25 protein-coding genes are annotated in these 25,508 nt (G+C 60.2%); 16 read left to right on the forward strand and 9 right to left on the reverse strand.

Annotated features, from left to right (window positions below; genetic code table 11):
• The first annotated feature begins 18 nt into the window (after positions 1–18).
• The 5 genes from lpdA (at position 19) to ACUN0E_RS20375 (ending at position 5,595) form a co-directional block, all read left to right on the forward strand.
• Positions 19–1,764, forward strand: coding sequence for a dihydrolipoyl dehydrogenase (lpdA, locus tag ACUN0E_RS20355; RefSeq protein ID WP_445567788.1), 1,746 nt, complete (start codon positions 19–21; stop codon positions 1,762–1,764).
• A 231-nt stretch (positions 1,765–1,995) separates the two neighbouring features.
• The gene (locus ACUN0E_RS20360) at positions 1,996–3,213 is read left to right on the forward strand and encodes an MFS transporter (RefSeq protein ID WP_445567789.1); all 1,218 of its coding nucleotides are present in this window, start codon (positions 1,996–1,998) and stop codon (positions 3,211–3,213) included.
• 196 nt (positions 3,214–3,409) lie between these two features.
• Entirely contained in the window at positions 3,410–3,895 is a 486-nt protein-coding gene (locus tag ACUN0E_RS20365; RefSeq protein ID WP_445567790.1) for a VOC family protein, read from the forward strand.
• A gap of 2 nt (positions 3,896–3,897) precedes the next feature.
• Positions 3,898–5,121, forward strand: a complete 1,224-nt coding sequence (locus tag ACUN0E_RS20370; RefSeq protein ID WP_445567791.1) for an FAD binding domain-containing protein — start codon at positions 3,898–3,900, stop codon at positions 5,119–5,121.
• Between the two features lie 201 nt (positions 5,122–5,322).
• The gene (locus ACUN0E_RS20375; protein ID WP_445570487.1) at positions 5,323–5,595 is read left to right on the forward strand and encodes a UBP-type zinc finger domain-containing protein; all 273 of its coding nucleotides are present in this window, start codon (positions 5,323–5,325) and stop codon (positions 5,593–5,595) included.
• An 11-nt stretch (positions 5,596–5,606) separates the two neighbouring features.
• Here the strand turns inward: ACUN0E_RS20375 and ACUN0E_RS20380 are convergent, their stop codons facing one another.
• Positions 5,607–6,473 (reverse strand): LysR family transcriptional regulator, encoded by an 867-nt coding sequence (locus tag ACUN0E_RS20380; protein ID WP_408228545.1) that lies wholly within the window; start codon positions 6,471–6,473, stop codon positions 5,607–5,609.
• Positions 6,474–6,582: 109 nt separating this feature from the next.
• Between ACUN0E_RS20380 and ACUN0E_RS20385 the strand changes: the two genes are divergently transcribed.
• The 5 genes from ACUN0E_RS20385 (at position 6,583) to ACUN0E_RS20405 (ending at position 12,375) form a co-directional block, all read left to right on the forward strand.
• The gene (locus ACUN0E_RS20385; protein WP_445567792.1) at positions 6,583–7,890 is read left to right on the forward strand and encodes an aspartate aminotransferase family protein; all 1,308 of its coding nucleotides are present in this window, start codon (positions 6,583–6,585) and stop codon (positions 7,888–7,890) included.
• A 187-nt stretch (positions 7,891–8,077) separates the two neighbouring features.
• Entirely contained in the window at positions 8,078–9,367 is a 1,290-nt protein-coding gene (locus ACUN0E_RS20390) for a M20/M25/M40 family metallo-hydrolase (RefSeq protein WP_408390272.1), read from the forward strand.
• Between the two features lie 98 nt (positions 9,368–9,465).
• Positions 9,466–10,776, forward strand: coding sequence for an MFS transporter (locus tag ACUN0E_RS20395; protein ID WP_445567793.1), 1,311 nt, complete (start codon positions 9,466–9,468; stop codon positions 10,774–10,776).
• A gap of 105 nt (positions 10,777–10,881) precedes the next feature.
• Entirely contained in the window at positions 10,882–11,769 is an 888-nt protein-coding gene (locus ACUN0E_RS20400; protein ID WP_445567794.1) for a LysR family transcriptional regulator, read from the forward strand.
• A 174-nt stretch (positions 11,770–11,943) separates the two neighbouring features.
• Entirely contained in the window at positions 11,944–12,375 is a 432-nt protein-coding gene (locus tag ACUN0E_RS20405; protein WP_445567795.1) for a PRC-barrel domain-containing protein, read from the forward strand.
• A 105-nt stretch (positions 12,376–12,480) separates the two neighbouring features.
• Here the strand turns inward: ACUN0E_RS20405 and ACUN0E_RS20410 are convergent, their stop codons facing one another.
• Together ACUN0E_RS20410 and ACUN0E_RS20415 are read right to left on the reverse strand one after the other, a co-directional pair.
• Entirely contained in the window at positions 12,481–13,443 is a 963-nt protein-coding gene (locus tag ACUN0E_RS20410) for a substrate-binding domain-containing protein (RefSeq protein WP_445567796.1), read from the reverse strand.
• Positions 13,444–13,502: 59 nt separating this feature from the next.
• Positions 13,503–14,873, reverse strand: coding sequence for a leucine-rich repeat-containing protein kinase family protein (locus tag ACUN0E_RS20415; RefSeq protein ID WP_445567797.1), 1,371 nt, complete (start codon positions 14,871–14,873; stop codon positions 13,503–13,505).
• A 213-nt stretch (positions 14,874–15,086) separates the two neighbouring features.
• On the opposite strand from ACUN0E_RS20415, the gene ACUN0E_RS20420 reads away from it, so the two are divergent.
• Entirely contained in the window at positions 15,087–15,701 is a 615-nt protein-coding gene (locus ACUN0E_RS20420; RefSeq protein ID WP_445567798.1) for a methylated-DNA--[protein]-cysteine S-methyltransferase, read from the forward strand.
• A gap of 25 nt (positions 15,702–15,726) precedes the next feature.
• On the opposite strand, the gene ACUN0E_RS20425 is transcribed toward ACUN0E_RS20420, so the two are convergent.
• On the reverse strand, positions 15,727–16,233 hold the full coding sequence (locus tag ACUN0E_RS20425; RefSeq protein WP_445570488.1) for a GNAT family N-acetyltransferase: 507 nt from the start codon (positions 16,231–16,233) through the stop codon (positions 15,727–15,729).
• A gap of 183 nt (positions 16,234–16,416) precedes the next feature.
• Between ACUN0E_RS20425 and ACUN0E_RS20430 the strand changes: the two genes are divergently transcribed.
• The 5 genes from ACUN0E_RS20430 to ACUN0E_RS20450 all read left to right on the forward strand — a co-directional run bounded on the left by ACUN0E_RS20430 (position 16,417) and on the right by ACUN0E_RS20450 (position 19,407).
• Entirely contained in the window at positions 16,417–16,743 is a 327-nt protein-coding gene (locus ACUN0E_RS20430; RefSeq protein WP_445570489.1) for an ArsR/SmtB family transcription factor, read from the forward strand.
• Positions 16,740–17,825 (forward strand): ACR3 family arsenite efflux transporter, encoded by a 1,086-nt coding sequence (arsB, locus tag ACUN0E_RS20435; RefSeq protein WP_445567799.1) that lies wholly within the window; start codon positions 16,740–16,742, stop codon positions 17,823–17,825. The genes ACUN0E_RS20430 and arsB overlap by 4 nt, the downstream gene beginning before the upstream one ends.
• Positions 17,822–18,244 (forward strand): arsenate reductase (glutaredoxin), encoded by a 423-nt coding sequence (gene arsC, locus ACUN0E_RS20440; RefSeq protein WP_445567800.1) that lies wholly within the window; start codon positions 17,822–17,824, stop codon positions 18,242–18,244. Before arsB ends, arsC begins: the two co-directional genes overlap by 4 nt.
• A complete protein-coding gene (gene arsH, locus ACUN0E_RS20445) occupies positions 18,244–19,008 on the forward strand; it encodes an arsenical resistance protein ArsH (protein WP_445567801.1) in 765 nt (254 codons plus the stop codon). The genes arsC and arsH overlap by 1 nt, the downstream gene beginning before the upstream one ends.
• A gap of 93 nt (positions 19,009–19,101) precedes the next feature.
• Positions 19,102–19,407, forward strand: coding sequence for a panthothenate synthetase (locus ACUN0E_RS20450; protein WP_408236520.1), 306 nt, complete (start codon positions 19,102–19,104; stop codon positions 19,405–19,407).
• 96 nt (positions 19,408–19,503) lie between these two features.
• Here ACUN0E_RS20450 and ACUN0E_RS20455 read toward each other — a convergent pair whose 3' ends face one another.
• From ACUN0E_RS20455 to ACUN0E_RS20475, 5 genes are all read right to left on the reverse strand, one after another.
• Positions 19,504–20,367 (reverse strand): GNAT family N-acetyltransferase, encoded by an 864-nt coding sequence (locus ACUN0E_RS20455; protein WP_445570490.1) that lies wholly within the window; start codon positions 20,365–20,367, stop codon positions 19,504–19,506.
• Complete coding sequence (locus tag ACUN0E_RS20460) at positions 20,367–21,608, reverse strand: Zn-dependent hydrolase (protein WP_445567802.1); 1,242 nt, start codon at positions 21,606–21,608, stop codon at positions 20,367–20,369. Before ACUN0E_RS20460 ends, ACUN0E_RS20455 begins: the two co-directional genes overlap by 1 nt.
• Positions 21,609–21,759: 151 nt before the next feature.
• Positions 21,760–22,752, reverse strand: a complete 993-nt coding sequence (locus tag ACUN0E_RS20465) for a helix-turn-helix domain-containing protein (RefSeq protein ID WP_408236526.1) — start codon at positions 22,750–22,752, stop codon at positions 21,760–21,762.
• A 216-nt stretch (positions 22,753–22,968) separates the two neighbouring features.
• Complete coding sequence (locus ACUN0E_RS20470) at positions 22,969–24,555, reverse strand: alpha/beta hydrolase family protein (RefSeq protein ID WP_408236529.1); 1,587 nt, start codon at positions 24,553–24,555, stop codon at positions 22,969–22,971.
• Between the two features lie 202 nt (positions 24,556–24,757).
• A complete protein-coding gene (locus ACUN0E_RS20475) occupies positions 24,758–25,465 on the reverse strand; it encodes a dienelactone hydrolase family protein (RefSeq protein ID WP_408236532.1) in 708 nt (235 codons plus the stop codon).
• Between the last annotated feature and the right edge of the window lie 43 nt (positions 25,466–25,508).

Genomic DNA, 25,508 nt, shown 5'->3' on the forward strand with positions numbered 1-25,508 from the left:
TTTCTCAAGGATATTCAAATGACGACTATCGATGTCAAGGTCCCTCAGTTTTCAGAGTCCGTTTCAGAAGGCACTTTGCTGCAGTGGAAGAAGGTAGTGGGCGAGGCAGTTGCACAAGACGAAGTTCTGGTCGAGATTGAAACCGACAAAGTCGTTCTGGAAGTGCCAGCGCCCTCTGCAGGAATCCTGGCAACGCTCGCAAGAAAAAATGGTGACGTTGTCCATGCGGACGAAATCATCGCCACCATCGACACCATCGACACCAGCGGGAAAGCAGACGCGCCGCTACCTGCGGCTACCGCCGATCCGGAAGTCGCGCTTGCTCGGGAAGCCGCCAAGGCGGATTTCGACGTCATTGTCATTGGTTCTGGACCCGGGGGGTATATTGCGGCCATCCGCGCGGCCCAGCTCGGCAAGTCGGTTGCCTGCATTGAGAAGTGGAAGAACCCTGCTGGCCGATTGAAGTTAGGGGGTACGTGCCTCAATGTCGGATGTATCCCGTCGAAAGCACTGTTGGCATCGTCCGAGGAGTATGAGAACGCACTCCATCACTTGAGCGAGCACGGCATTGGCGTTGAAAACGTCACGCTGGACGTAGCCCGAATGATTGCCCGCAAGAGCGATATCGTCGAGAAAATTACCGGTGGCGTCGAATTTCTGTTCCGGAAAAACAAGATCACGTGGCTAAAGGGACATGGGAAATTCGTTGGTCGTGCCGGGGAAGCCATCCAGGTCGAGGTTAGCGGTGAAAGCGAGACGAAGACGTACAGCGCCAACAATGTGATCATTGCGACCGGGTCAAAGGCACGTCATCTGCCGAACGTGCCTGTCGACAACCGGATCGTTTCCGACAATGAAGGCGCACTGTCGTTTGACTCTGCTCCGAAGAGGCTCGCTGTCATCGGCGCAGGGGTGATAGGCCTCGAACTGGGTTCGGTCTGGCGCCGCCTGGGGGCCGAAGTGACTGTGCTCGAAGCGCTACCGGAGTTCCTTGGCGCCGTGGACGTAGCGCTCGCGAAAGAAGCGACGAAGCTATTTAAAAAGCAGGGGCTGGCTATTCATCTTGGCGTACGCATTGCTCGGGTTCAAACCACGGACAACGACGTGTCAATCGCCTACACCGATAAAGATGGCGTTGAGCAGACCCTAACCGCTGACAGGTTAATCATTTCCATTGGTCGGGTTCCGAACACGGACAATCTGGCGCTTAGTGCGATCGGGTTGATGGTCGACGAGCGAGGCTTTATCCCTGTGGATGAGCATTGCGCAACCCATGTCCCGAATGTCTACGCGATTGGCGACGTGGTGCGTGGCCCGATGCTCGCTCACAAGGCGGAAGACGAAGGCGTCATGGTCGCGGAAATCATTGATGGTCAAAAGACACACATTGACTATAACTGCATTCCCTGGGTGATATACACCGAGCCGGAAATCGCATGGGTGGGCAAGAATGAGCAACAACTCATAGCAGAAGGCCGCGCTTTCAGGATCGGACAATTCCCCATGATGGCAAACGGTCGCGCGCTCGGCATTGGCAAGCCCGAGGGCTTCGTGAAAATGATTGCCGACGCCACGACAGATGAAATACTGGGCGTGCATATCATTTCTGCGAACGCGTCTGACCTGATCGCCGAAGCAGTGGTCGCGATGGAGTTCAAAGCGGCGTCTGACGATATAGGAATGATCAGTCATCCTCACCCGTCGTTGTCTGAGGTCATGCGCGAAGCTGCACTTGCTGTACAAAAGCGAGCGCTTAACATTTGACCTGATTCGCGACAAGGTCGCTGCGTAGGAGGACTTTGACCCCATCGAACCGTGTATGCACCGTAGCCGCCGGAGTTGCCGGAGTTGCCGCGGCTTTCGACGACAGGCATTGTCCGTGGGGGTATTTTGGTCCGGCTTTTTACGCAAAGCAGCATTGCGTGGAGAGGTGATTCCGGCTGGTTGTCAGGCGTTCTATCTTTAGAACACATTCAACGCTTCGGGACGCCTCAAATGAACAATCTTCCGCAGGCCGCCATCTCTCATCCTGCGGCGACAGGACGCTTCATCGCCATCGCGTTTGCTCTCGCCGTGACCATGGCAGGCGCCACACTTGCCAGCCCTCTTTATCCACTCTACGAACACGCGTTTGGCATCACGTCGGGTGGGGTCACCATCGTCTACTCAAGCTACATGGGCGGCGCGTTGGTCACCCTTCTTCTGCTGGGGCATCTGAGTGACCACGTCGGGTTCGTCCACGCGCTGAGAATAGCTGTGGCGCTATTATTGGCTGGCCTCAGCATTTCAGCAGCCGCTCACTCTCTACCTGTTCTCGCGATCGGCCGCTTCGCCATTGGCATAGCCGCCGGGATTGCGTCAAGTGCCGCAACCGGGGGATTGGTCGCGCTAGAGCCGGCATGGGAAGTCAAACGCGCCGCGCTGGTTGGTTCGATCATGAACGTTGTAGGACTGGGACTTGGACCGTTCGCGGGCGGCGTGGTCGCGCAGATTTTGCCGCATCCGCTCTTAACTCCTTATGCGGTCTTCGGCGTGTCGGCTTTGCTTGCTCTGGTTGCACTGGCCATTCATCCGGCTGACGCGGAAGTTCACCCGATCCGACACTTCCGTCCGGCACTACGGTTCCACGCGCCCACGCTGGCAGCCGTGCGACCGTTTGCCATTGCATCGGTCACAACCTTCACTGGCTACACACTTTTCAGTCTGTTTGCATCGCTGGCACCCGCGTTCCTGGGCGACCTCCTTCCGTGGCATGGGCCGGCCGTCGCCGGTACGGGGGTGGCGACCCTGTTTGTCGGTTCCGCCATTGCCCAGTTCACCCTGCGCAAAGTCGATGCTCGCCATGGCCTGACTTTCGGTGCGTTGTCGATCGGTGCCAGCGTTGTTCTCATGGCTGCCTCACTCCCGCTCCACTCCGGCATCCTGTTTGTTGCCAGCGACCTGATCGGTGGCTTCGGACAAGGTCTCGCCTTCATGTCGGCGGTGGCCGTTATTAATCGGATTGCTCCGCCCGCCAATCGCACCCGGATGATCTCGTCGTTCTTCTCCATCGCATATCTGGGAGGCATTGTTCCTATCGTCGGTCTTGGCCTCCTCGCCGACAGACTTGGGCTCGACCAGTCAATCGGTATGCTAAGCGTCGTTCTCGGGTTACTCACGATTACCCTCGGAATTCTTGCACATCGAAGCTCGAAGACACTCGGTCATGTCTGACCCGTACATGGGTGTCGGCAAACTGATTGGCTTGATGCCGAAATGTTTTCAACCCCATTCTCACTGGGTCTCACCGTAGGCGCGTTGCTTTGGCGGCAGGGTAAGCACCTGCGCTTCACCACTTTATTCAAGGCAAGCGTCAATCTAAAATCGAGCAATCTTTCGTTGGTCCGATGATAAATTTCAGGAGGCTTCCATGCCCGTTACAAAGCTCGCTCACTACTCGATCCGTACCACCGACCTTGAAAAATCCTGCCGCTTCTATGAGCGAATTCTCGGATTTAAACAAGGGTATCGGCCGCCGTTCGATTTTCCGGGTGTATGGCTCTACAAAGGCGACGACGAGCGCGATTTCGGCACCGTCCACATCATCGGTGTCGACCCGAACAACCCTGATGGCCTCATTGAGTATCTGGGTGACAAAGCACTCCCGGCCGCCGGCACGGGAACGGTCGACCACATCGCCTTCCTTGCAACCGGCGTCGAGGATATGTGGAAAACACTGGAATCGGAGAACATCGCGTGGCGCGACCGCACCGTCCCCAGCCTCGGCCTGCATCAGGTGTTCATTGAAGATCCTTCGGGTGTCACCATCGAGTTGAACTTTCCGGCGGAGGAAGTGGCCCATCTCAAGATCCCGCACCAGATTGCCACACCCGAATCGACAAAGGCAGGAGATTGATCATGACGAACCCTTCTTCCCGTCCTAAAGCAATAATCGCGGGCGGCTCGCTGGGCGGCCTCCTTGCTGCCAATCTGCTCACGCGTAACGGTTGGGACGTTGACGTATTCGAACGCGTGCCTGAGGAACTGGCCGGCCGCGGCGCAGGTATCGTGACGCATCCGGAATTGTTCGAGGCTCTCGAGGCTGCCGGCGTCCAGATCGACGACTCTATCGGTGTCAAGGTGCAGACGCGCGTCACGTTCAACCAGGACGGCCGTGTGCATTCTGAACGTGCCCTGCCGCAGACGCTCACCGCCTGGAGCAAGATGTATCACGTGCTACGCGCCGCGCTCCCTGACACTCACTACCATTCGGGCGACACCGTAATGTCTGTCGAAGACGGTCCCGATCAGGCCAGCGCGACCCTCAGCGACGGTAGTGTGCATCACGCCGACATTGTCATCGCCGCCGACGGATTCAAATCCGCAATCCGGGAGCGTTTTCTGCCCGACATCAAGCTTGAATATGCCGGTTACGTCGCATGGCGCGGACTCGTGGACGAAATGAGCTTGTCGCAGCAGACGCGTGAAGCACTCTTCGAAAAGTTTGCGTTTTGTCTGCCGCAGCGCGAACAGATTATCGGCTATCCCGTCGCAGGCCAGGGAAACAGCACCTCTTCCGGCGAACGCCGGTACAACTTCGTCTGGTATCGCCCCACTAGCGAGGACGTGGACCTGCAGAATCTGCTAACTGACTCAACTGGCAAGCGCTGGAGCGGCGGTATTCCCCCTACGTTGATCCGCCCCGATGTTCTCGCCGATATGGAAGAGGCCGCCGCGACGCTCCTTGCACCGCAATTCGCCGAAGTCGTCACGAAAGCAGCGCAGCCGCTCTTCCAGCCGATTTTCGATCTCGAGGTACCGCAAATGGCGTTCGGCAGAATTGCCCTGCTCGGCGACGCGGCATTCGTTGCCCGTCCACACTGCGGGATGGGTGTCACGAAAGCCGCAGGCGACGCGATAGCGCTCGTTGCTGCGCTAGTGAACGATGCCGACGCTCGCCGCGCACTCACGCAGTACAGTCGAGAGCGCACCCAGGTAGGCGCAGCCATCGTCCAGCACGCCCGCCACCTCGGTGCGTACATGCAGGCACAACTCAAAACCGATACGGATCGAATGATGGCCGAACGCTACCGCACACCTGAGGCCGTGATGCGCGAGACAGCGGTTCCCCCGAAGTTCTGACTTCGAGTGTCGAATGCATGTTGGTTTCCACATTCGCTCGGTGGTTTGCGCGGCGCGCGCGAACGCGGCTTATGGCTACGCCGTCAGCCAGAGCAGGAACGGAGCGCCGCAATGAAACGTCTTTCGCATTAATAACGTCTGCTGCTCAACGTGCTCCCCGCACGAGCCCCGAGCCCATCCCCCATTGCGCAAGGACGTAATCTGATTGCGATCGGCAGTGTCTACTCGTTTATTACCGACAAGGACTACTGCGAAGAGTGCGTACGGTCGGGACAAAGTTGGGTGCATTTGCGCCTATGCCTGACTTGCGGACATGTCGGCTGCTGCGACTCGTCCACGAACCGTCACGCGAGCAAGCATCGTCAGGAAACCGGCCATCCGCTTGTTCGCTCGATCGAGCCCGGCGAACGCTGGGTCTGGTGCTATGTCATCAGTGCGCGGTTGAAATTGCTGACGCCGATGTGCCGAACCTGATGAGGCTAACTTCAAAGCGGCGGCATCGTTCTCAAGGTGCGGGTCATGAGGTCCTTCACACTCTCCACAAGAAGCGATTCGGCCACACCTGTGGACGAAACGACCGCAATGCCAACACGGGGAAGCGGCGGGAGCATTTCACCAACGGGCACGATACGCAAATCCGCGGGAACAGCACCTCTCGTCAGCACGGCGACAGCAATGCCCGCCCTCACGATTGCCAGCAGACCATCCTTGCTGACACTCTCATAAGCCACGCGGTAACTGATGTTGGCGCATTCGAGCACACGCCGCGCCGCCTGATGGTCCAGCGTTTCGGGAACCGACAGCGCGATTTGAAGCGGGCCATCGCTTGGCGGATAGAAGTCTTGCGACGCGATCCACACCAGGTCCTCCCATCGAATCACCCGCTCCAGGTTCCCCTCCGGCACGAGCGACACCAAGGCCACATCGACACGGCGTGCGTCGAGCATCTTCTCGAGCAAAGGTGTAGGTGCACAGACGACTTCCAGCGCGACCCGCGGATGCTGCGTCGCTATCGCGTGAAGCACGACCGGGAGAAACTCGGTGCAATAATCCTCGGGACATCCGAGTCGAACCGAACCGATGAGCCCACGACCGCTCACGTCGACCAGCGCCTCGTCGTATGCCCGCAGCAGCCTTCGTGCGTGCGACAGCAGCCGATCGCCGCGCGACGTCAATTCCACGCCGCGTGCGGTACGCATTAGCACCGCGCCATCGACAACCTCTTCGATCCTCTTGAGTTGCATACTGATCGCGGATTGCGTGCGGCCAACTTCTGCCGCCGCGCGCGTGAGCGATCCGGCGTCCGCTATCGCGACGAACGTCCTGAGCAAATCGAAATCCAGCTGCGACATGGGCATCAACTCCTTGAATGGCAGGCATCACAACTTTTCGTTTCCCCCAGCCGGCGCGATTCGCTTACATTGAGTTTCGGCACCCCCGCCCGTCACTCTGGACACCGTCATGTCAGCACAAACCGATCGCGATTTCTGGTCAAACGCTCAGCGGCACCTGATCCGCTACGGTGGTGCATTCTCGCCCGTCATAATCGAGCGGGCCAGCGGCAGCCATGTTTACGACTCCAGTGGCCGCGCGATACTCGACTTCACCTCTGGACAGATGAGTGCCGTGCTAGGCCACTCTCATCCAGAAATCGCTGAAGTCATCGCCGAAAGCGCACGTAACCTCACTCACCTTTTCAGCGGGATGCTCTCGCGCCCGGTGGTGGATCTGGCAAGCCGCCTCGCGGCCATTGCGCCGGCGGGACTCGAACGTTCCTTGCTGCTCAGCACCGGTGGAGAAGCCAACGAAGCAGCGATCAAGATGGCAAAGCTCGTGACCGGCCGGCACGAGATCATCAGCTTCGCGCAATCATGGCACGGCATGACGAGCGGCGCAGCTTCGGCCACCTACAGCGCCGGTCGCAAGGGTTACGGTCCCGCCGCCGTGGGGTCTTTTGCCATTCCGGCGCCCTATCCGTACCGGCCACGATTCGAACGCAACGGTACGTATGACTGGGCGGCTGAACTCGACTATGGATTCGACCTGATCGACAGGCAGTCTTGCGGCAGCCTCGCAGCGTTCATCGCCGAGCCAATCCTGAGTTCGGGTGGCCTGATCGATCTGCCGCAAGGATATATGCGAGCGCTAAAGGCGAAATGTGCCGAGCGCGGCATGCTCCTGATCGTGGACGAAGCTCAAACCGGCATGGGAAGAACCGGAACCATGTTCGCGTGTGAGCGTGACAGTGTGGTGCCCGACATCCTGACCTTATCCAAAACACTTGGTGCCGGTCTTCCACTCGCTGCCGTACTGACAACCCAGGACATCGAGAATCAGGCACACGAACGGGGGTTCCTCTTCTATACGACGCACGTGTCGGATCCGATGCCGGCCGCTGTCGGCCTCAAGGTCATCGAAATCATCGAGCGGGATGGTCTGGTCCAGCGCGCCGGGAAAATCGGTGCCCGGTTGCGAGAGGGTCTGGAGACGCTTCAAAGCCGCTTCGAATGTATTGGCGATGTGCGCGGACGTGGGTTGATGCTCGGGATCGAAATCGTCGGCAACAGATCAACGAAAACAGCGGCCCCGGCTCTTTCCGCTGCAATCACGCGTCGCTGCCTCGAACTCGGCTTGCACATGAATATTGTTCAGTTGCCGGGATTTGGGGACGTCTTCCGCCTTGCTCCACCGCTGACGATTGCCGAGGCTGAGGTCGATCGGGGGCTATCGATCATCGAGCAGGCTATCGAGGAAAGCGTGCGCGTGTGATCGCAATGCCAGGTTGCGTCCGGCATGACGGCGCATCAACGACCCTAACCGGGTACCACCGATTAACTTTTACTTATACCCTCACGTTTTTGGCTGATTAGACGCGAATAAATCGGCTACTGACTATCGGATCAATGGCGCTGCCAGCCCACCGGCTCGCAGCGCGCCAATCCGATGGAGGTCAGAAATGGTAGCCGATGTCCTAGTCTCAGGCGATGCCGGGATTGCCCACTTGCGTCACGCCCTCCGGGATGCCGCATCCCGATCCAGTCATCAGATCGTCGATCTCGCACGCACCCTGGTTGCCGTTCCCAGCGCCTACCCACCGGGCGATACGCATGCAGTCGCCGACAGGATCGAAGCGATGTTCGAAGGCTCCGGCGCGGAAGTCGAGCGATTCGGCACGCTCCCGCATGTCATGAACCTCGTGGTGCGCGTGCGTGGTGCGCGCCCCGGGCGTCGGCTGGTTTTCAACGGCCACCTGGACACCTTCCCGCTCGTCAACGCCCAACAATGGTCGGCCGATCCAAACGGTGAGGAGCGCGACGGGAAGCTCTACGGATTGGGCGTATCGGACATGAAGGGGGGCGTCGCCGCCATCGTGTTCGCCTTGCGTCAGCTCGCCGCTCTGCGCGATTCATTCGCGGGCGAAGTCATCGCCACCTTCGCCGGCGATGAAGAAAGCATGGGCACGGAAGGCACCGGCTATCTGTTGAATCATGTTCCGCACGCAGCCGGCGACGCGATGATCAGCGCCGACACCGGATCGCCCAATGTGCTGCGCTTCGGCGAGAAAGGCATGATCTGGCTGCGTCTCGATGCAACCGGCAAGTCGGCACACGCGGCCCATGTACACAAGGGCGACAGCGCAATCGAGAAACTTCTCGACGCAATCCAGCAACTCAAAACGGTGCGCGACTATCCCGTGAACGCGCCGGCTGAAGTGCTGGCAGCCATCGCCCGTTCGAGCGAGACATCCGAGCTTATCTCCGGCGCAGGAGAAAGCGATGTCTTGCGACAGGTCACCATCACCTTCGGTACGGTCAGCGGCGGACGTCTGTCGAATCTGATCGCGGACCACGCCACCGCTACCGCCGATATCCGGTTGCCAGTCGGCGTTTCGGTCGCGGAAATCGAAAGCCGCATCGAGGAAATCGTTGCGCGTCATCCGGGCGTCTCGCTGGAAATCACACGGCGTTACGAACCGAGTTGGACCGCGCCCGATCACGAAATCATTCAAACGCTCAGCCGTCATTGCACTGCGAAGCTCGGCACGCAGCCGGTCGTCAACATGCGTGTCGGCGCCTCCGATGCACGGCTCTACCGGCAACACGGTGTCCCCACCGTGGTCTGCGGCTTGACGTCCTACAACATGGGCTCATCCGACGAGCACGTGTACATCGACGAATTGCGCGCGCTTGGTGAAATTTTCGCTCTCACTGCTTTCGACTACCTGAGCGCACCCGCTGGCCTTTAAATCCGCCCGCGTCTGTCACGACCTCATTGCCCTCGCCGCCGGAATGCGCCGCCGATGCAGCGCCGCCCTACGCTCCTCGCATCGGAAAAGGAAATATCATGTCCAGCGATAAAGTTCTAAGTCCTGAGCAACGCAGAAAATTTCGACGCATCCTGGCCTCCGCGCTGGTGGGCAACATGCTCGAGTTCTACGACCTGTTCGTCTACGGCTTTCTGGCTGTCGTCATTGCCAGGGCTTTCTTCCCGACAGGCGACGCCTACACGTCGATGCTCGCCGCTGCCGCGACCTTCGGCGTCAGCTATTTCATCCGGCCGCTCGGCGCGATGGCGATCGGCGCATACAGCGACAGGCACGGCCGCAAAGCCGGCATGATGCTCACCATCTGGCTGATGGGCATCGGCACGCTCGTGATCGCCTGCGCGCCCACTTACGCGACATTCGGCGTCATCGGTACGGCAATCCTCGTGCTCGGCAAAGTCCTGCAGGGTTTCTCCGCGGGTGGCGAGTTCGGCTCGACCGTCTCCTTCGTCACAGAGCACGCACCGAAGGGAATGAAAGGGTACTTCGCGAGTTATCAGGTGGTCGGCATTGGCCTTGCCACGGGCCTCGCGAGTATCGTCGGGCTCGGTGTAAACAGACTGATGACCCCGGACACGCAGGCGTCGTGGGGCTGGCGTGTGCCGTTTCTGATCGGCCTCGCGATCGTGCCGTTCGGCTACTGGATTCGCCGGCGCGTCGACGAAACCCCCGAATTCGAGGCATCCGCTCACGAACGCAATCCAATCCGCGATACGTTCGCTACGGCCAAAGCGCGGATCGCCGCGGCTATCGGCCTGTATTCACTCGCCGCTTCGACGAACTATCTGCTGGGCGTCTTCATTCCGCTGTACGCACAGAAGGTGTTGGGAATGAGCCCTGTCGATTCGATGTGGGGCGCGATTGGCTATTCGGTCGCACAGATCGTATTGCCGCCGGTCTTCGGCGCACTGTCGGATCGTATTGGCCGGCTCGCGCTCATCACGACGGGCACGCTGCTTACCATCGTCCTGACGATTCCTGCGTTTCACCTGATGGTCGCGTCCCCCACAGTCGGCGTCTATGTTTTCTGCGTTACCGGGCTAACGGCGTGCGTCATGGTGTTCCAGGGCGCAATGCCGGCGTTCGTCGCGGAACTGTTTCCACATAGCACGCGGACCACCAGCATCGCGCTTGTCCATAACCTGACTTTCGCCGTGTTCGGCGGTTTATCGCTGATGATCTGCACGTGGATTGCAAACGAAACGGGCAGCAAGTTCGTGCCCGCTTATTACGTTATGGTCACTGCCGTGATCGCGCTGGTCTGCATTCTTTACTTTCGCAAGCGGACATACCCTGCTTCTGCTCACGAGAACGTGCTGAAAAACGCGTGACGGCAAAGATTGTCTGCGTCCCGTTTTTTGACTTGCCGGATCGCTCGCCCCTTGCGCTTTAGAATCTGCTGAATCCGGCGAAAGTCGACATTCGACGAGCATCCAATGAGACTCAGGCACATTGAAGTAGTGAACGCGATCCGAGTGACCGGCACGCTCAAGGCCGCGGCCGCGCTCCTGTCGCTCACCCAGCCGGCGATCACGCAAACGCTGCAGAGCGCGGAGCGCCAGCTTGGCTATCCGCTGTTCGAACGGGTCCGTGGCAAGCTGATTCCGACTCGCGAGGCGCAAACGCTGTTTCCGGAGATCACGCGACTGGATGAACAGTTGCAGGCGGTTCAAAGGCTCGCGGAAAACCTGCGCGGCGGAACCGATGAATCTTCGATCCGCATTCTGGCCGCCCCGGCCATGGCGCAGACAGTCGTGGCGGACGCGGCACTCGCATTCAAGGCGTTGCATCCGGGTGTCAAGCTGTCCATTCGCTCGGATTACTCGGCAACAGCGGTCGCCAATATCGCCCTGATGGAAGCGGATATCGGTGTCCTCTATCACAGCGTCTCTCATCCTGCCATCAAGGAGATCGAACTGGCGTCGAGCCGGCTCGTCTGCGTGGGTCATCCGGACGTCCTCGACGAGGCGCCCTTCATGGAAATCAGCGAGCTCGAAGGCCACGAGATCATTGGACCGGATCCGGCCGATCCACTCGGACGGCTACTGGCGAAACGACTCGAAGAACTCTCGATCACGGTCCGCACGAGCGTCACCGCACAGTCGTATCACTCCCTCGTAGCGCTCGCGGCACGTTCGAAAGTCGTGACCATCGTCGACGAAATCGCTGCGCTTTCCGCACGCGCTCAGGGACTGAATGTAGTGCTACTTGCGCCGGAGATCGCGATTCCAGTCGTCGCGAGCGTGGCCATTAACGGCGAGCGGTCAGCGTTGGTCGAACAGTTTATGCAAGTGTGCAGGACTACGTTTCGCACGTTCGGATGAACCGGCGCCACGCGAAATAGTCACACAGCCGATTCCTGTGTGGGATGTGGTGACTTCGCGCCGTACGGCGGCCCACTGGCTGTTAAGCCGTTTATGCATCGCCCGGGCACGTCACTTGCTACCACTTATTCCTGGTACGAGGCTTATTGCTCGACAGACAACCAGGAGCCAAAAATGAAAGCAAAAACACTGATCTGCGCCGCCGCTCTCGCCGCTATCTGCGCCTCGCAGGGCGCCGCCGCCCAGGTCGCCGGGCTGCAGCCGCTCGGTGGCACGGTTGAGCAGACCAACGCGCTATTAAAAGGCTGGAGTGTGCGCCGCGCGCTTATCGACGAACCGGTCTACAACGATCTCAACGACAAAATCGGCAGCATCTACGATGTGATCATCTCGCCGGATCGTAAGGCAACCTACGCGGTCGTGTCGGTTGGCGGATTCCTCGGCATGGGCAAGCATTACGTGGCGATTTCGGTCGATCACTTCGAGATCCGTGACGGCAATCTTTTCCTCGCCGGGGCGACGAAGGAAGCGCTGAAGTCCGTGCCGGAATTCGAGTACAACAAGCTCGAAAAGGCGACCAAGCCGCACAAGGTCAAGGTGGATTAAATCATGTGACGGGCATCGGCATTCGCCGACACGCGGCAGCAGGCGAGCAAAACCGCTCGCCTGCCGTCCAAGCCATGACGTTCAGAACGGCATCTATCTCTTACGTCAATGATTCACGCTCGTCATCAATTGCAGCGGTGTCTCAATCACCCGTGACAATTCGCTCTGCTTTCTCTGCTCAGTGACTGCCTTCAACGCCACATCAATGCCAAACACGGCTTGCCGCTCGGCAAACTGATTCATTGTCGCGAGTACGCGCCCGTCGGCGAGCAGCGGCTTGATCGCATCGCTGTCGTTATACCCGGTGACATAAACACCGCCGGTTCGCCCGGCATCGCGGACAGCATCCACCGCCCCCATTGCCATATTGTCATTGCCGCACACCAACGCACGGATTTGCGGATAGTCCACCAGCATCTTCGACGCAGCGTCCCGTCCTTTCGCATAGTCCCAGTCGCCGGCTTGTATCGCGACGATCCTCATGCCGGCCGCGTTCATCGCGTCTTTGCTGCCGGCCGTGCGTTGCTGCGCATTGCGGTCGGCGGAACTACCTTCGACGACCCCGACCTGGTCGCCCGCCTTGAGCCGGCCTGCAAGATAATCGCCCACCTGCTTCGCGCCCTTGCGGTTATTCGGGCCGACGAAAGGCACGGAGATGTGGGCGGCGTCCTGCAACGCCTCATCGAGCGGGTTGTCGATGGTGATTATAATAATGCCGGCCTTGATCCCACGCGCCACAACCGCGGTTAGCGCCTTCGAGTCGGTCGGTGCGATGACGATCGCAGCCATTCTGGCCTTGATCAACTCATCTACCATCCGGATCTGTGCGGCAGTATTGCCCTCCGTTGCCGTTCCGCGAATGGTCAAGTCGAATTGCGATGCATAGTGCTTCTGATAATTCTGCGCAGCATTCGCCATCGCCACCGTGAACGGATCAGCCATCGACTTCAGCACGAGGGCGATCTTCAGCTTGCCACCCTGCATTGCATCGACACGAGTCGCACCTGTCAGGCCTGCCGCAGCAAGTGTGCCGGCAATCAGCACGCGGCGGCGCATCTTCTGCGTCATTGGTTTTCGCTCCTTAGACCACACGGACGAATGGCTGCATTGTGTTTACACAAAACGGATCAACCCGCGGCCAACGTTGCTGCGTCCCGATCGCCATGGCCCGTTAGCTGCCGCAAAACAGCGGCGATTTCGTCGAACAACGGCCGGTTGCCAATATCGTCGCGCAGACAATTCTCTTTCAACGCCACCAGCTTCGCGGCGATGTCCACGTCCGAATCCAGCCAGTCGCATCGATCGATCAACTCCTCGAGCAGACAACCATACGCTCTGACTTCGAGGCGCTGCAGTGCAGTGCTAGCATCTCGATCACCAGTCGCGTAGAAAGACGCCGCACCAAAGTCGCCTAGCAACGCGCGCCCCTGCCCTCCGTGCAGAATATTGTGTGCGTATAGATCCCCATGCATCACACCTTGTCGATGCAGGTGACACGCCGCCGACGCCACGCCGTATGCAATGCCTAACACCGAAGCCGACGCGAAGCGCGTGTCTGTACCGTAGACGTCACGCGTGCATGACTCGAGGCTCGGTGGTCCGGCAAGGTTCGTAAATTGTGGATCGATCAGCTCCATCACCAGGCCATGTGCGTCTGCCGGATGGTCCCTCACTTTGCCCACCACCGGAATCAGATTCGGATGATCGCCGGCACGAATGCAGGCCGCCATCTCGCAGTCCGGCAATCCATCGCTCGTTACCGCGCCTTTGAACAACTTGACGGCCACAGGCCGGCTCGCGTCGTCATGACGGGCGAGAAGCGCCGCACGATAGATGACACCGGACGCCCCCTCACCTAGCTGCTGTTCGAGTTTCAACGCGTCCCATTGAATATCGGTAGTCGGTGTATCGATCAGTGCCGCCGTCTCCAGCGCTTCGCTGAACGGATTGCCGGCGAAAGCCAGCCAGGAAAGCCGTGGCAGGCGCAGCAACCACGCAGGCAGTCCGCTGAGTTGGTTCGCCGCGAGACGCAGCAGTTCGAGCCGCGAGCAGGCGGCTAATTCCTCGGGCAATGTACGCAACCGGTTACCGGCAAGCATCAGCTTCTGAAGTTGCATGCAGGCGCCGATTTCCGGCGGCAGTGCTTCGATCTCGTTGTCGGTGAGGATCAGCCAGCGCAGCAGCGGCGGCAAGGATTTCCCCGAAACCTTGCGGATGCGGTTTGCCTTGAAGCCAACCATGCTCAGTTGCGCGCACTGCCCGAGAACTTCCGGCAATTCTGTGAACGGGTTGTCAGAAGCAAAGATGACACGCAGCTTGCTGAGCCGTGGAAAGTCGTCGGGCAGCGTCGAAAGCGCATTGCCCGAGAGATCGAGAATTTCAAGCGTGTCGGCCAGATCGAAAATCTCACGGGGAAATTCGCTCAGTCCGCACGCCAGTTTGAGTCGGCGCGTCCCCGCCAGTTGTCCGGCCCGCAGTTGTTCGAGGGTGGTTATCACAGTTGTAGAGAAGCGTTCCGGTTACCGGTGAGCGATGTGTCAAGGGTATCAATTCTACTGAGTCGCCAGCCGCGCGCGGAATTGGATAGCAAGATCCGGCGTGACCTCAGCGAAGGCGAGGTTTAAGCTGTGAGGTATCGGAGCCATGGCACAGCGAGTTCGCAGCCTCGCCTTAAGCCATCTCAGCCTCCAGCTAGCAGGGAACCCAGCAAAGTGACATACGCATACAAGTTAATGAATTCGCCCGTCGGCGAGCTAAAGCTCGTTGCAAATGGCAACCGGCTCGCCGCGATCCTGTGGGAGAACGACAAGCCGAACCGGGTGCGTCTGCCGGAACAAGTCGAAGCGGATGACCGCCCGATCCTGCTCGAAACCGAGCGGCAGTTGAACGAATATTTTGCTGGGACGAGAGACCGGTTCGATCTTGAACTCGACTTCCAGGGAACGGACTTCCAGAAGAAAGTTTGGGCGGCGCTCCTGACGATTCCGTTCGGCGCGACGCGCAGCTATTCCGACATCGCTACGCAAATCGGCAACATCAACGCGGTGCGGGCTGTGGGCGCGGCGAACGGCAGAAATCCGATCTCGATCGTGGCGCCGTGTCATCGCGTGATCGGCGCGTCGGGCGATCTGACCGGCTTTGCCGGCGGACTGGCAAACAAGATGCTCCTTCTGTCGCTCGAAGCCGGGCAGACTTCGCTGGAAGCGGCGGCGGATTTGTCTGCGCCTTCAGCCACCGCGTCGGAAACGATCGGCCGGGCAGCGCCGGTGAAACCAGCACGTCCGGCGCCCAGCCACGGGACGCAGGCCTCGTTGTTCGGCAACTGATCCCTTTGAGGTCATCGCGGTGGCCTCATTCGGTGGCGTTGAATGCCTCGTGATAGGTCACATTGCCCACAGGCCAGGCGCCGCCGAGTGAAATAGCCTGGAAATATTCGGGAGGCACACCGGGCAGCACCAGGTGAGGCGTGGCCGTGAAGCCGAAGCGCCCATAGTAAGCAGGCTCGCCGAGAACCACGCATCCGCCGGCGCCCAGACGCCGCAATTCGGACAATGTCGACTCCATGAGTTGCGATCCAATGCGCCGCCCTTGATGGCCTGGCAACACCGAAATCGGGCCCAAACCGTACCAGCCCGTTGCACCGTTCGAAATGGATACCGGCGACAGCGCAACATGTCCGACGAGCTCGCCCTCATCTTGCGCGACAAGCGAAACCGACAGTTCCCCTGCGCGTCGTAATGCATTCACGATGAAGTGCTCAGCACCGTTCGTGTGCGGCGCATTCTCGAACGCTGCGATGGTGAGTTGCTCGATCGCCAGAGCGTCGGTGGATAATTCGGCTCGTAGTTTGAGTGTCATGGTGCGGGATTCTTTTTTCATGTTGCGGTGGGTCTCGTCGTCGAGCACCTCGCCGCTCTTGTTCGAAATCTTCACGCGATGCAGGAGTTGGAGTGAGGCGGCTCATACCTATGGATTGTACTAGTCCGGCACGTCATTTCAACGATACTTGAAATATTAAAACGATCGGCGTATCGTTTGGCCATGGACTCGAACCTCGTTGTACGCGCCCTTGGCGCACTCGCTCATGAATCGCGGCTGGCGATCTTCCGTTTGCTGGTCGTTGCCGGGCCCGACGGCTTGGCCGCCGGCGAAATCGCGCAGCAGCTTGGGCTTTCTCCTTCAAGCCTCTCGTTCCACCTCAAGGACCTGTCGCATGCCGAACTGGTGAAACCGCGGCAGGACGGGCGCTTCATTATCTATTCGGCGAATTTCGACGCAATGACGGGTCTGATCGCCTTCCTGACCGAAAACTGCTGCGCCGGCGCAACATGCGCCGCCAGCGACCTCCCGGGCTGCTGCGAAGAATGAGCACCACTGACACAACGGCTCGCGGCGCACGGGCGGCGATTGGATTCTTCGAGCGTTATTTGACCGTCTGGGTGGTGCTGTGCATCGTCTGCGGCATCGTGCTCGGGCAACTGCTTGCACCGCTCTTTCAGGCGATCGGACGCATGGAAGTGGCGCAGGTCAATCTTCCGGTTGGCGTGCTGATCTGGGTGATGATCATCCCCATGCTGGTCAAGATCGATTTTGCCGCGATGACGCAGGTGAAAAGCCAGTGGCGCGGTATCGGTGTAACCCTGTTTGTGAACTGGTTCGTCAAACCGTTTTCAATGGCGTTGCTCGGCTGGATTTTCATTCGGCATGTGTTCGCGCCATGGCTGCCCGTTGATCAGCTCGACAGCTATATCGCCGGTCTCATTCTGCTTGCAGCCGCGCCGTGCACGGCGATGGTGTTCGTCTGGTCGCAACTCTGCAAGGGCGATCCGTACTTCACGTTATCTCAAGTGGCGCTGAACGACTCCATCATGATCGTGGCCTTCGCACCGCTCGTCGCCCTCCTGCTGGGGTTGTCGGCGATTACGGTGCCATGGGACACCCTGATCATTTCTGTCGGCTTGTACATTGTCATCCCCGTTGTCCTCGCACAGTTGCTGCGCCGCCATCTGCTCGCCAAAGGCGACGCGCATTTTCAGCAGGCGGTCGCCCATCTCGCGCCCTATTCGATCAGCGCGTTACTTGCGACGCTCGTATTGCTGTTCGCCTTCCAGGGGCAGGCAATCGTCAAGGAACCGCTGGTTATCGCGATGCTCGCGGTACCGATCCTGATTCAGGTGTTCTTCAATTCCGGCCTTGCCTATCTGCTCAATCGCCGGCTTGGCGTCGCGCATTGCGTCGCAGGTCCGTCGAGTCTGATCGGCGCAAGCAATTTCTTCGAACTCGCGGTAGCCACAGCGATCAGCCTGTTTGGATTTCATTCGGGCGCGGCGCTTGCCACGGTGGTCGGTGTGCTGATCGAAGTGCCGGTGATGCTGCTGGTGGTCAGCGTCGTCAATCGTTCGCGGCACTGGTACGAGGCAAAAGACAGCGTTAAAGGACAAAGTGTATGAACGTCACCATCTATCACAACCCGGATTGCGGCACCTCGCGCAATACGCTGGCAATGATCCGCAACGCCGGCATCGAGCCGGAGATCATCGAGTATCTGAAGAACCCGCCCGATCGCGCTACGTTGAAGAGTCTGATCGAACGCGCGGGCCTCACTGTGCGCGCCACGCTGCGCGAGAAGGGCACGCCGTATGCCGAACTCGGCCTCGCGGAAACCTCCTTGAGCGACGAGCAATTGCTCGATGCAATGCTGGCGCATCCGGTCCTCATCAATCGCCCGATTGTGGTCACCCCGCTCGGCGTGCGTTTATGCAGACCCTCCGAGGTCGTGCTCGATATCCTGCCCGCGGCGCAACAAGGGGCGTTTATAAAAGAGGACGGCGAGCATGTGACCAACAGCGCCGGACGGAGGATTCGTTGATGCCCGGAAATCTGCCCAACGTCAGCAGCCCACATTTCCACACGCCGGATCTGCAAAAACTCGAAGCCCACACGGTTTCCCAGCATGCTCCGCGCATTCTGCTGCTGTACGGGTCGCTGCGCCCCACATCGTTCAGCAAGCTGCTCACACTCGAAGCCGAACGCATCCTGCGTCAGTTCGGCGCTGAAACACGGGTCTTCGATCCACACGACTTGCCGATCACGGACAGCGTAGCGGCCGATCATCCGAAGGTCGTCGAGCTGCGCAAACTGTCGGAGTGGTCGGAGGGACAGGTTTGGTGCAGCCCGGAGCGTCACGGCACGCTCACGGCCGTGTTCAAGAATCAGATCGACTGGCTGCCGCTCGAAAGCGGCGGCGTGCGCCCCACGCAAGGACGCACGCTCGCGGTGATGCAGGTATGCGGCGGCTCACAATCGTTCAACGCAGTCAACGCGCTACGTGTGCTGGGCCGATGGATGCGGATGGTGACGATCCCAAATCAGTCGTCGGTGGCGAAGGCATATCAGGAATTCGACGCCGGCGGCCGGATGAAACCCTCCGCCTACTACGATCGCCTCGTCGACGTGATGGAGGAACTGTACAAGTTCACATTGCTGGTGCGCGACCGTTCGGACTACCTGACCGATCGCTACAGCGAACGCAAGGAAGCGCATCCGGAACTGGCGACTACGTTGGCGGCCAACGCGATGGATCATGCGGCGGCGAGCACCAATGCCGACACCGACGACAGCGAAACGGAATGACGGCGGCGGCTTCGCCCGTGCTAACCCTCACGCTCGCAGCGCATAAAACACCTATCCTTAAGATGCCCTTTGGGCATCAACCAGGAGGATGACATGCGCATGCTTCTCAACGTACGGATACCTCACGAACCGTTCAACACGCTGGTGCGCGAAGGCACTGCCGGCGAAGTAATGGGGAAAATACTTGAAGAAATGAAACCGGAGGCCGCCTACTTCACCGAGCAGAACGGCACACGCGGTGCAGTGCTGGTGGTAAACCTCGATGATCCATCGGGAATTCCCGCGCTGGCGGAACCGTGGTTTCTGAAATTCAACGCCGACGTCGAACTGCGCGTCGCCATGGTGCCGGAAGATCTCATGAAGGCCGGGCTGGAGAAGCTCGGAGCAAAATGGAAGTAGCGCATACGCGCGTATCAAACGATGTGCTTGCCGTCTGCGGTTCATGAGACGCGCCGCAGACGGCAACCCACGCAAAGGCGCAAACCTGCGCTCCGCTCATCCGAGCTCGAATGACGTCACGCCAAACACACGTTTGATCTGGATAGTTGGCGGTTCCTGCGTGTACATTCGCGCGGTTTCAAAGACGCTCGTCATGCCATGCCGCTCGGCCAGCGCAACGGCAGCGGGGTTGGTCTCCGGCACATCGAGGACGACGACCTCGCCCGGCACGCGCGCCGCCAACGCATCGAACAGATCGCCCGCAATCTCATCACTATCGGCGAAGAGCGGTCCAATCTTGCATCCCGTTCTGCAACGGCGCAGCACGCCGTAGCCTGCAACCTGACCATCGCGAACTGCGACCTGCGCGATGGCGCCGGGTTGTCGGAGCCACACCGCGAGAAACCGCTCACGCGCGGCGGGAAAGCACTGGCGATCGTAGTCAAACAGCGGTTCGAACGGCAACGCCGACGCACTCAAAATGGTCGACCGTGTCGCGTCCTGGGCAATGGCTTGAACGACACCCTGAAAACGAATGTTGCGATACGCAAGCCGAAAGCCGGACTTTCTGTAATTCGCCTGTTGAGCGACGACACCATCCAATCCGACATTGCGGTGACGCAGATAGTCCATGCCGTGCTGCCAGACGCGCATGCCGAAGCCTCTGCCGCGAAACGCCGGCTTCACGATATACAGACCGATAAAGCCGAAGTGTTCGCCGTAGGCGACTGCGGATATGCATGCAACCGGTTCGCCGCGCCACTCGCCGATAAAAAACCCGCCAGGATCCCCGGCACGAAAGCATTCGGCATCGTGCAGGCCGGGGTTCCATCCTTCCACCGCAGCCCATTCGACCGACAATGCTACGTCGTCGGCCGCCATGTTGCGCACGATAAAATCACCATGCTCGTCCGGGTGCATCACGATTGCCTCGCCCACTGCTCCTGAAGAATAGCGGCCGCCGCCGTGGCCGCCACCTGGCAGCCGAGGACGATATGTTCCTCAGCCGTATCTTCGATAAAGTCGTGACTCACGCCGCCAATGCTCGGCACAAACATCATGCAGGCCGGCATGCAACGCGCGATCACCTGCGCATCGTGCGCGGCCCCGCTCGGCATGCGCAGCCATTGCCCCGGCGCGACGGCATCGGCGGCACTCGCGAGATGCGCCGCGAGCGCCGCGTCCATCGTCACCGGCTCCATAGGCTCATCAACGCTCGTCAGTTCCACATTCAGAGGACCTTGCGCATTGAAGTCCCGCACGAGCGCCGCAAGCGTCTCTTCCATCGCCTGCAGGCGCGCGGTGTTCGCGTCGCGGAATTGCAGGTACATGTCGGCCCTCCCCGGCACGACGCTAAGCGAGCCCGGGTCGAGGTCGATGCGTCCCACGGTCCATACGGTATCGGCATCCGCGAGTTGCGCGAATGCGTCGTTCATCTGCGGGATAAAGGCGACCAGCGCCGCGCCGGCATCGCGCCGGATCGACATGGGCGTGGTGCCGGCATGATTGCGTTGCCCCGTGAAACGCAACCGCAGTTCGCGAAGCCCGACGATCGTGGTGACCACGCCGATGGATTTCCCAGCGGCTTCGAGCCGTCCGCCCTGCTCGATATGCGGCTCAAGGTAAGCAACGTGCCGGCCTTGCTCGAAGCGGGCGCGCGGCAGACCGGCAAGACCGGCGGCTTCGAGCACGTCCTGAAGGTGCTGGCCTTCCCGATTCGCTGCACGCCGGATCGACTCCTCAACGGGCTCGCCAACGAAACTGCGGCTACCGAGCAAGCCGGAAAAGGTCCCCTCTTCGTCGATCCATGACGCCACGTCGACCGCGAGATGACTCGTCGTGTCGTTTTCAGCCAGCGCGCGAGCGATCTCCAATCCATAGATGACGCCCATCGCGCCGTCCAGCCAGCCGCCAGTGGGCTGCGTGTCGGTATGAGAGCCGATCACGAGCGCGGGCCCACTTTTGCGCGAGCGGCCGAATACAGTCCCCACACCATCGATGACGGCATCGAGACCCGCCTCCGCCATGCGCCCAGCGAGCCAACGGCGCGACTCAAGGTCCACTGGCGAAAGCGCGAGGCGTACAACGCCGGGGCCTGTGGCGCCGAAGTTGCGCAGGCGCTTGAGATCGGTCAGTAACCGGTCCGGATCGATCTTCACCACGGTTTGATCTCCTTCGATCGTTCAGATTCACACATGTCGTCCGGGCTGCTATCCAGCGTATATTCACCGGACCCGCGGCCCTATGTTTCGGACCTTCACCATCAGCCTTCGTTGGCAGTCTTCGTTCTTATCGCATCTATCGATAGCGTGTTTATCGTGCAAGCGCCCGGAAATCGCTCGGCGACATGTCATACGCACGGCGAAACGCGCGATTGAAGTCCGACGCGCTATTGAAGCCTACGCCATAAGCAATCTCGACGATCGCTTTCCCCGGGTATCGGTGTAATTCATCGGCGGCTTCGCGCAGCCGGCGATTGCGAATATAGGCGGCCAATCCACCTTCGGGTTCGAAGAGACGATACAGCGTGGGCCGTGAAAGTTGCGATGCAGCGAGCACGCTCTCCAGCGTGAGATCCATCTGCCCCAGATTGGCTTCGATGTAGCGGCGCGCCGTCGAGAACATAGCGGTGCGAGCAGCCGCGCGTGCATTGCCGGTTAGACGCGCCTCCTTCCCGAACGCCGCCGCAATCAACAACGCACAGGTGTACATCGCGCTATGCGCTTCCTGCGCATTCATCTTGTGCAGGTTCTGGCCAAGATTGGCGAGATGGCCTGGAATCATCTGCGCGAGCGGCGAGTGGTATTCGATCATGCTGCCATGAATCGATTCAGCTTCCGGCAAGACGGATTCCACCAGCGAACGCGGCAGGAAAAGCGCCTGCACTCGGCACGCACTGCGCGTCATATGCATCGGCTGGTTCATATCCAGCGCGAGAATGCCCGGCCTCGTTTGCAACGCCTTGCGCTTCGGATACAGACCTGCTCCGGTCTCGATGCTGCCTTCCACGACCACATGAAAGACAAACTGGCGGACCGAATCGGTGGAAATACGCGCGACGGATCGCGCCTGCGATACCGGATCCGTGCGGCAATCCATGAACGTCAGATCGGCGGCCGTGTAACTGTCGATCGCGCCGCTGAAGCCATCGGCCAGTTGCCGGCGCGAAATCGGCACATCGAGAAAGTGGCCCAGGCGGTCCCGCCACGCAGGCAACTGCGCGCGTGGCGCTTCGTGGTGCGTATCAAAGTGGGTGTAAATGCAAGCCGCAGGAGCCGCGTCCCGGGCCTCGGAATCGGTCGTCAAGGCTTTCCCCCGCCAGTTCTGTTGTCAGCGCATGATAGCCGCAGGCGGGGGAAATTTTCGCAAATGTCGCTAATTTGCGACCGATCCGGACTTCATGCGAAACGGCAGAAACAGCTATTTTTCCGATCGCCAGTGACTCGCCGCGAGGCGATCTGCAAGGGCGTCCGCCAGCATTGATGCCCGTGCTGCGACAGACGCCCAAATCCGCGGCAACGCTCAGAAATTTGTGAAGAAGGCCCGCGCAGCAACCATGCAGAACGACGCGACCAGTTCACCGTGATAGGCCTGAAGCACCGCTGAGGCGCCGCCGTCGGTTGCGCCGCCCGCAACGGCCTGATTCGCAAGCGTCGCTTTCGCACTGGCGAAACCCTGTTTGATGGGCGCGTACGGATCATTGGGCCCGGCAATCGGAGAATCCACGTCCAGCACGGACGTGAGCCCTGCCGGCACTTTGGCGTTCTGCCAGTAGGCCTGCTCGATGCGTGCGTTGAAGAAAAACACGGTGGGATCCGAGCCGCCGCCGCACAACAGCACCGGCGCTCGCGGCACCCAGTTGCGCAAGTCATTGCGCCTGAACGCCTGCCGCAACGGATGCATAGGATTTGCCGCGGGCGTCAACGCAACCGTCGTGTTGGGAAACGCGCCATCGGGATTGGCCTCGGCGTCTTCCAGAAGACTCAGCCGATACGCGTTGCGCACGAGATTGGCTTTGCCGAATCCGGCAGCGAACAAAGGCGTTAGCGAGGGCGGGGTGAGGGGTGGCGACGTCGGCGGCGTCATCGACGCATATTGCGGTGCGGGAGGAACGCTGCTGAAGAGTTGCGCCGAGGGCAGTTTCCCCTGAGCGAACAACGTATTGAGAGGCTGCAGGCTTGGCAGCAGATTCTCAATGCCAGGGGCGTAGGCCGCTTCATAGAAGTCGCCAGGTTTGCGATAGATGTTCTCGTAGGCATGCTGGTAGCCCGTCACGATCAAAGTCGTGAACAGTGTCGAACCCAGGTTGACCTCGCCTTCGACGAGCGCGTCCGCGGTGGCGGCGAGCGCATACGGACCCGATCCCGGCGCGGATGCCGTGACTTTGACGCCAGCCGCCTGCAACGCACGATGCGTCGCCAATGCCACGAAGCCGCCTTGCGAATAGCCGGTGACAAAGAGCTTGCCGTTCTCGCGCGCCCCGCTTCCTGGTTTCGCTTCACTCAGTGCAACCCGCGCCGCCCGAAGCGAGTCGATCACATCGGCGGATTGCTGGTCGGCGTTCAGGTAGGGGTGGTACGTGAGATCGGAGCCGGCGTAGCCCGCGTAGTTAGTCGCCACCACGATATAGCCCTGCGCCGCGTACATGGCGGCAACGCTGATCCCTTCCCCGGCGCCGTCACCGTTGCCTGGATCCGTTTGCGTGATATCGGCGATGTTGTAGTTGCGATACGCGGTCGTGCCGTGCGCGTAGAGCATCAGCGGACGCGGCCCGCTACATGCCGCCGACCGGCCGGCCGGCATCATCAGCGCGCCGCTGGCGGTGGTGGGCTCGCCCGCGCCGCCGATGGTCCGGTAGCGGAAAGTCACCATTTCCACGCCGCAAGCAGGCGTGCCGGCGATCTGCGCGAGTTGCTGGCCGGATGCGTTCGACGCAAGCAATTTTGAAAACGCCGCGGCGCTGAGCCGTAGCGTGACGCGATGATCGAGTAGCCGGCCGCGGGCATTGCACTCCTCATCGCAACTGGAGCCGGCTTGCACACAAGCACTGACGCCCAACGTGAAACAGGTCAGCAGCACGAGGGTCGTGTTTCGCATCGCAACAGGCATGTGAGGCTCCGTCTTGTTGGTATTACGGCGATTGGGCTGCCTTACAGAGTGAGACGAGTATAGGTAAACAGAGTGGCGCACCGCCAGCCTCCAGTGCGCACCAGCGGCGCCGACGCCCTATCGCTCAGCGATACGGTGCCGGCCGGCGGCCAGGCTCGCGGACGCTGGCGTCCACCTTGCAATGTGGGTTTGAGCTTGCCTGTTACTTCCAGAGCGTGCGGCCGAAGAACGTTAGCGTGCGGTCCCAGGCCTGCTGCGACCAGACCGGATCGAACTGGGTCTTCGCGATACGGCCCGGCCCGACGGCGGTTTCGTTCGCGAACGCATGATGCGCGAGATAGCGATGAAACTCGACATCGACATCGGCCGCGGAGAGCTTGGCTTCCAGTGCGTCGACCGTTCCAACCGGGAAGAATTCGTCTTGCGTAGCCCAGTGACCGAGAACCGGAACCTTGATTTTCGAGGCATCGATATACTCGAGCGGAGGAAAGCCGTACCACACCACGCCGGCCGACACTTCAGGGATATTGCATAGCGCGAGCAAAGTAAGCGCGCCACCCATGCAATAGCCGGTCACGCCAACGTTCGCCGAATGCTGCTTCAGGTACTGAACGGCACCCCGAACGTCCTGGGCGGCGGCGTCGCCAAAGTCGAGCCCGCTCATCAGGTGGTGGGCCTCTTCTTCCTCAACCGTCGATTTACCGCGGTAGAGATCGGGCACCAGCGCCAGATAGCCGGCCTGCGCGAGCCGGTCCGCCACGCCGCGAATCTGGTCGTTCAAACCCCACCACTCCTGAATCACCACGATGGCGGGCGCGCCCTCCGGCTTCTCTGGCCTGGCGAGATAACCCTGAACTTCCTTGCCGTCAGGGCGGTTAAACGTGATCATCGATCCTGTGGTCCGTTTCATCAGTTGCTCCTCGAGGTAGACGAAGCCGCTAGCATAGCGCCAG

This window comes from Paraburkholderia sp. D1E (assembly GCF_052682275.1).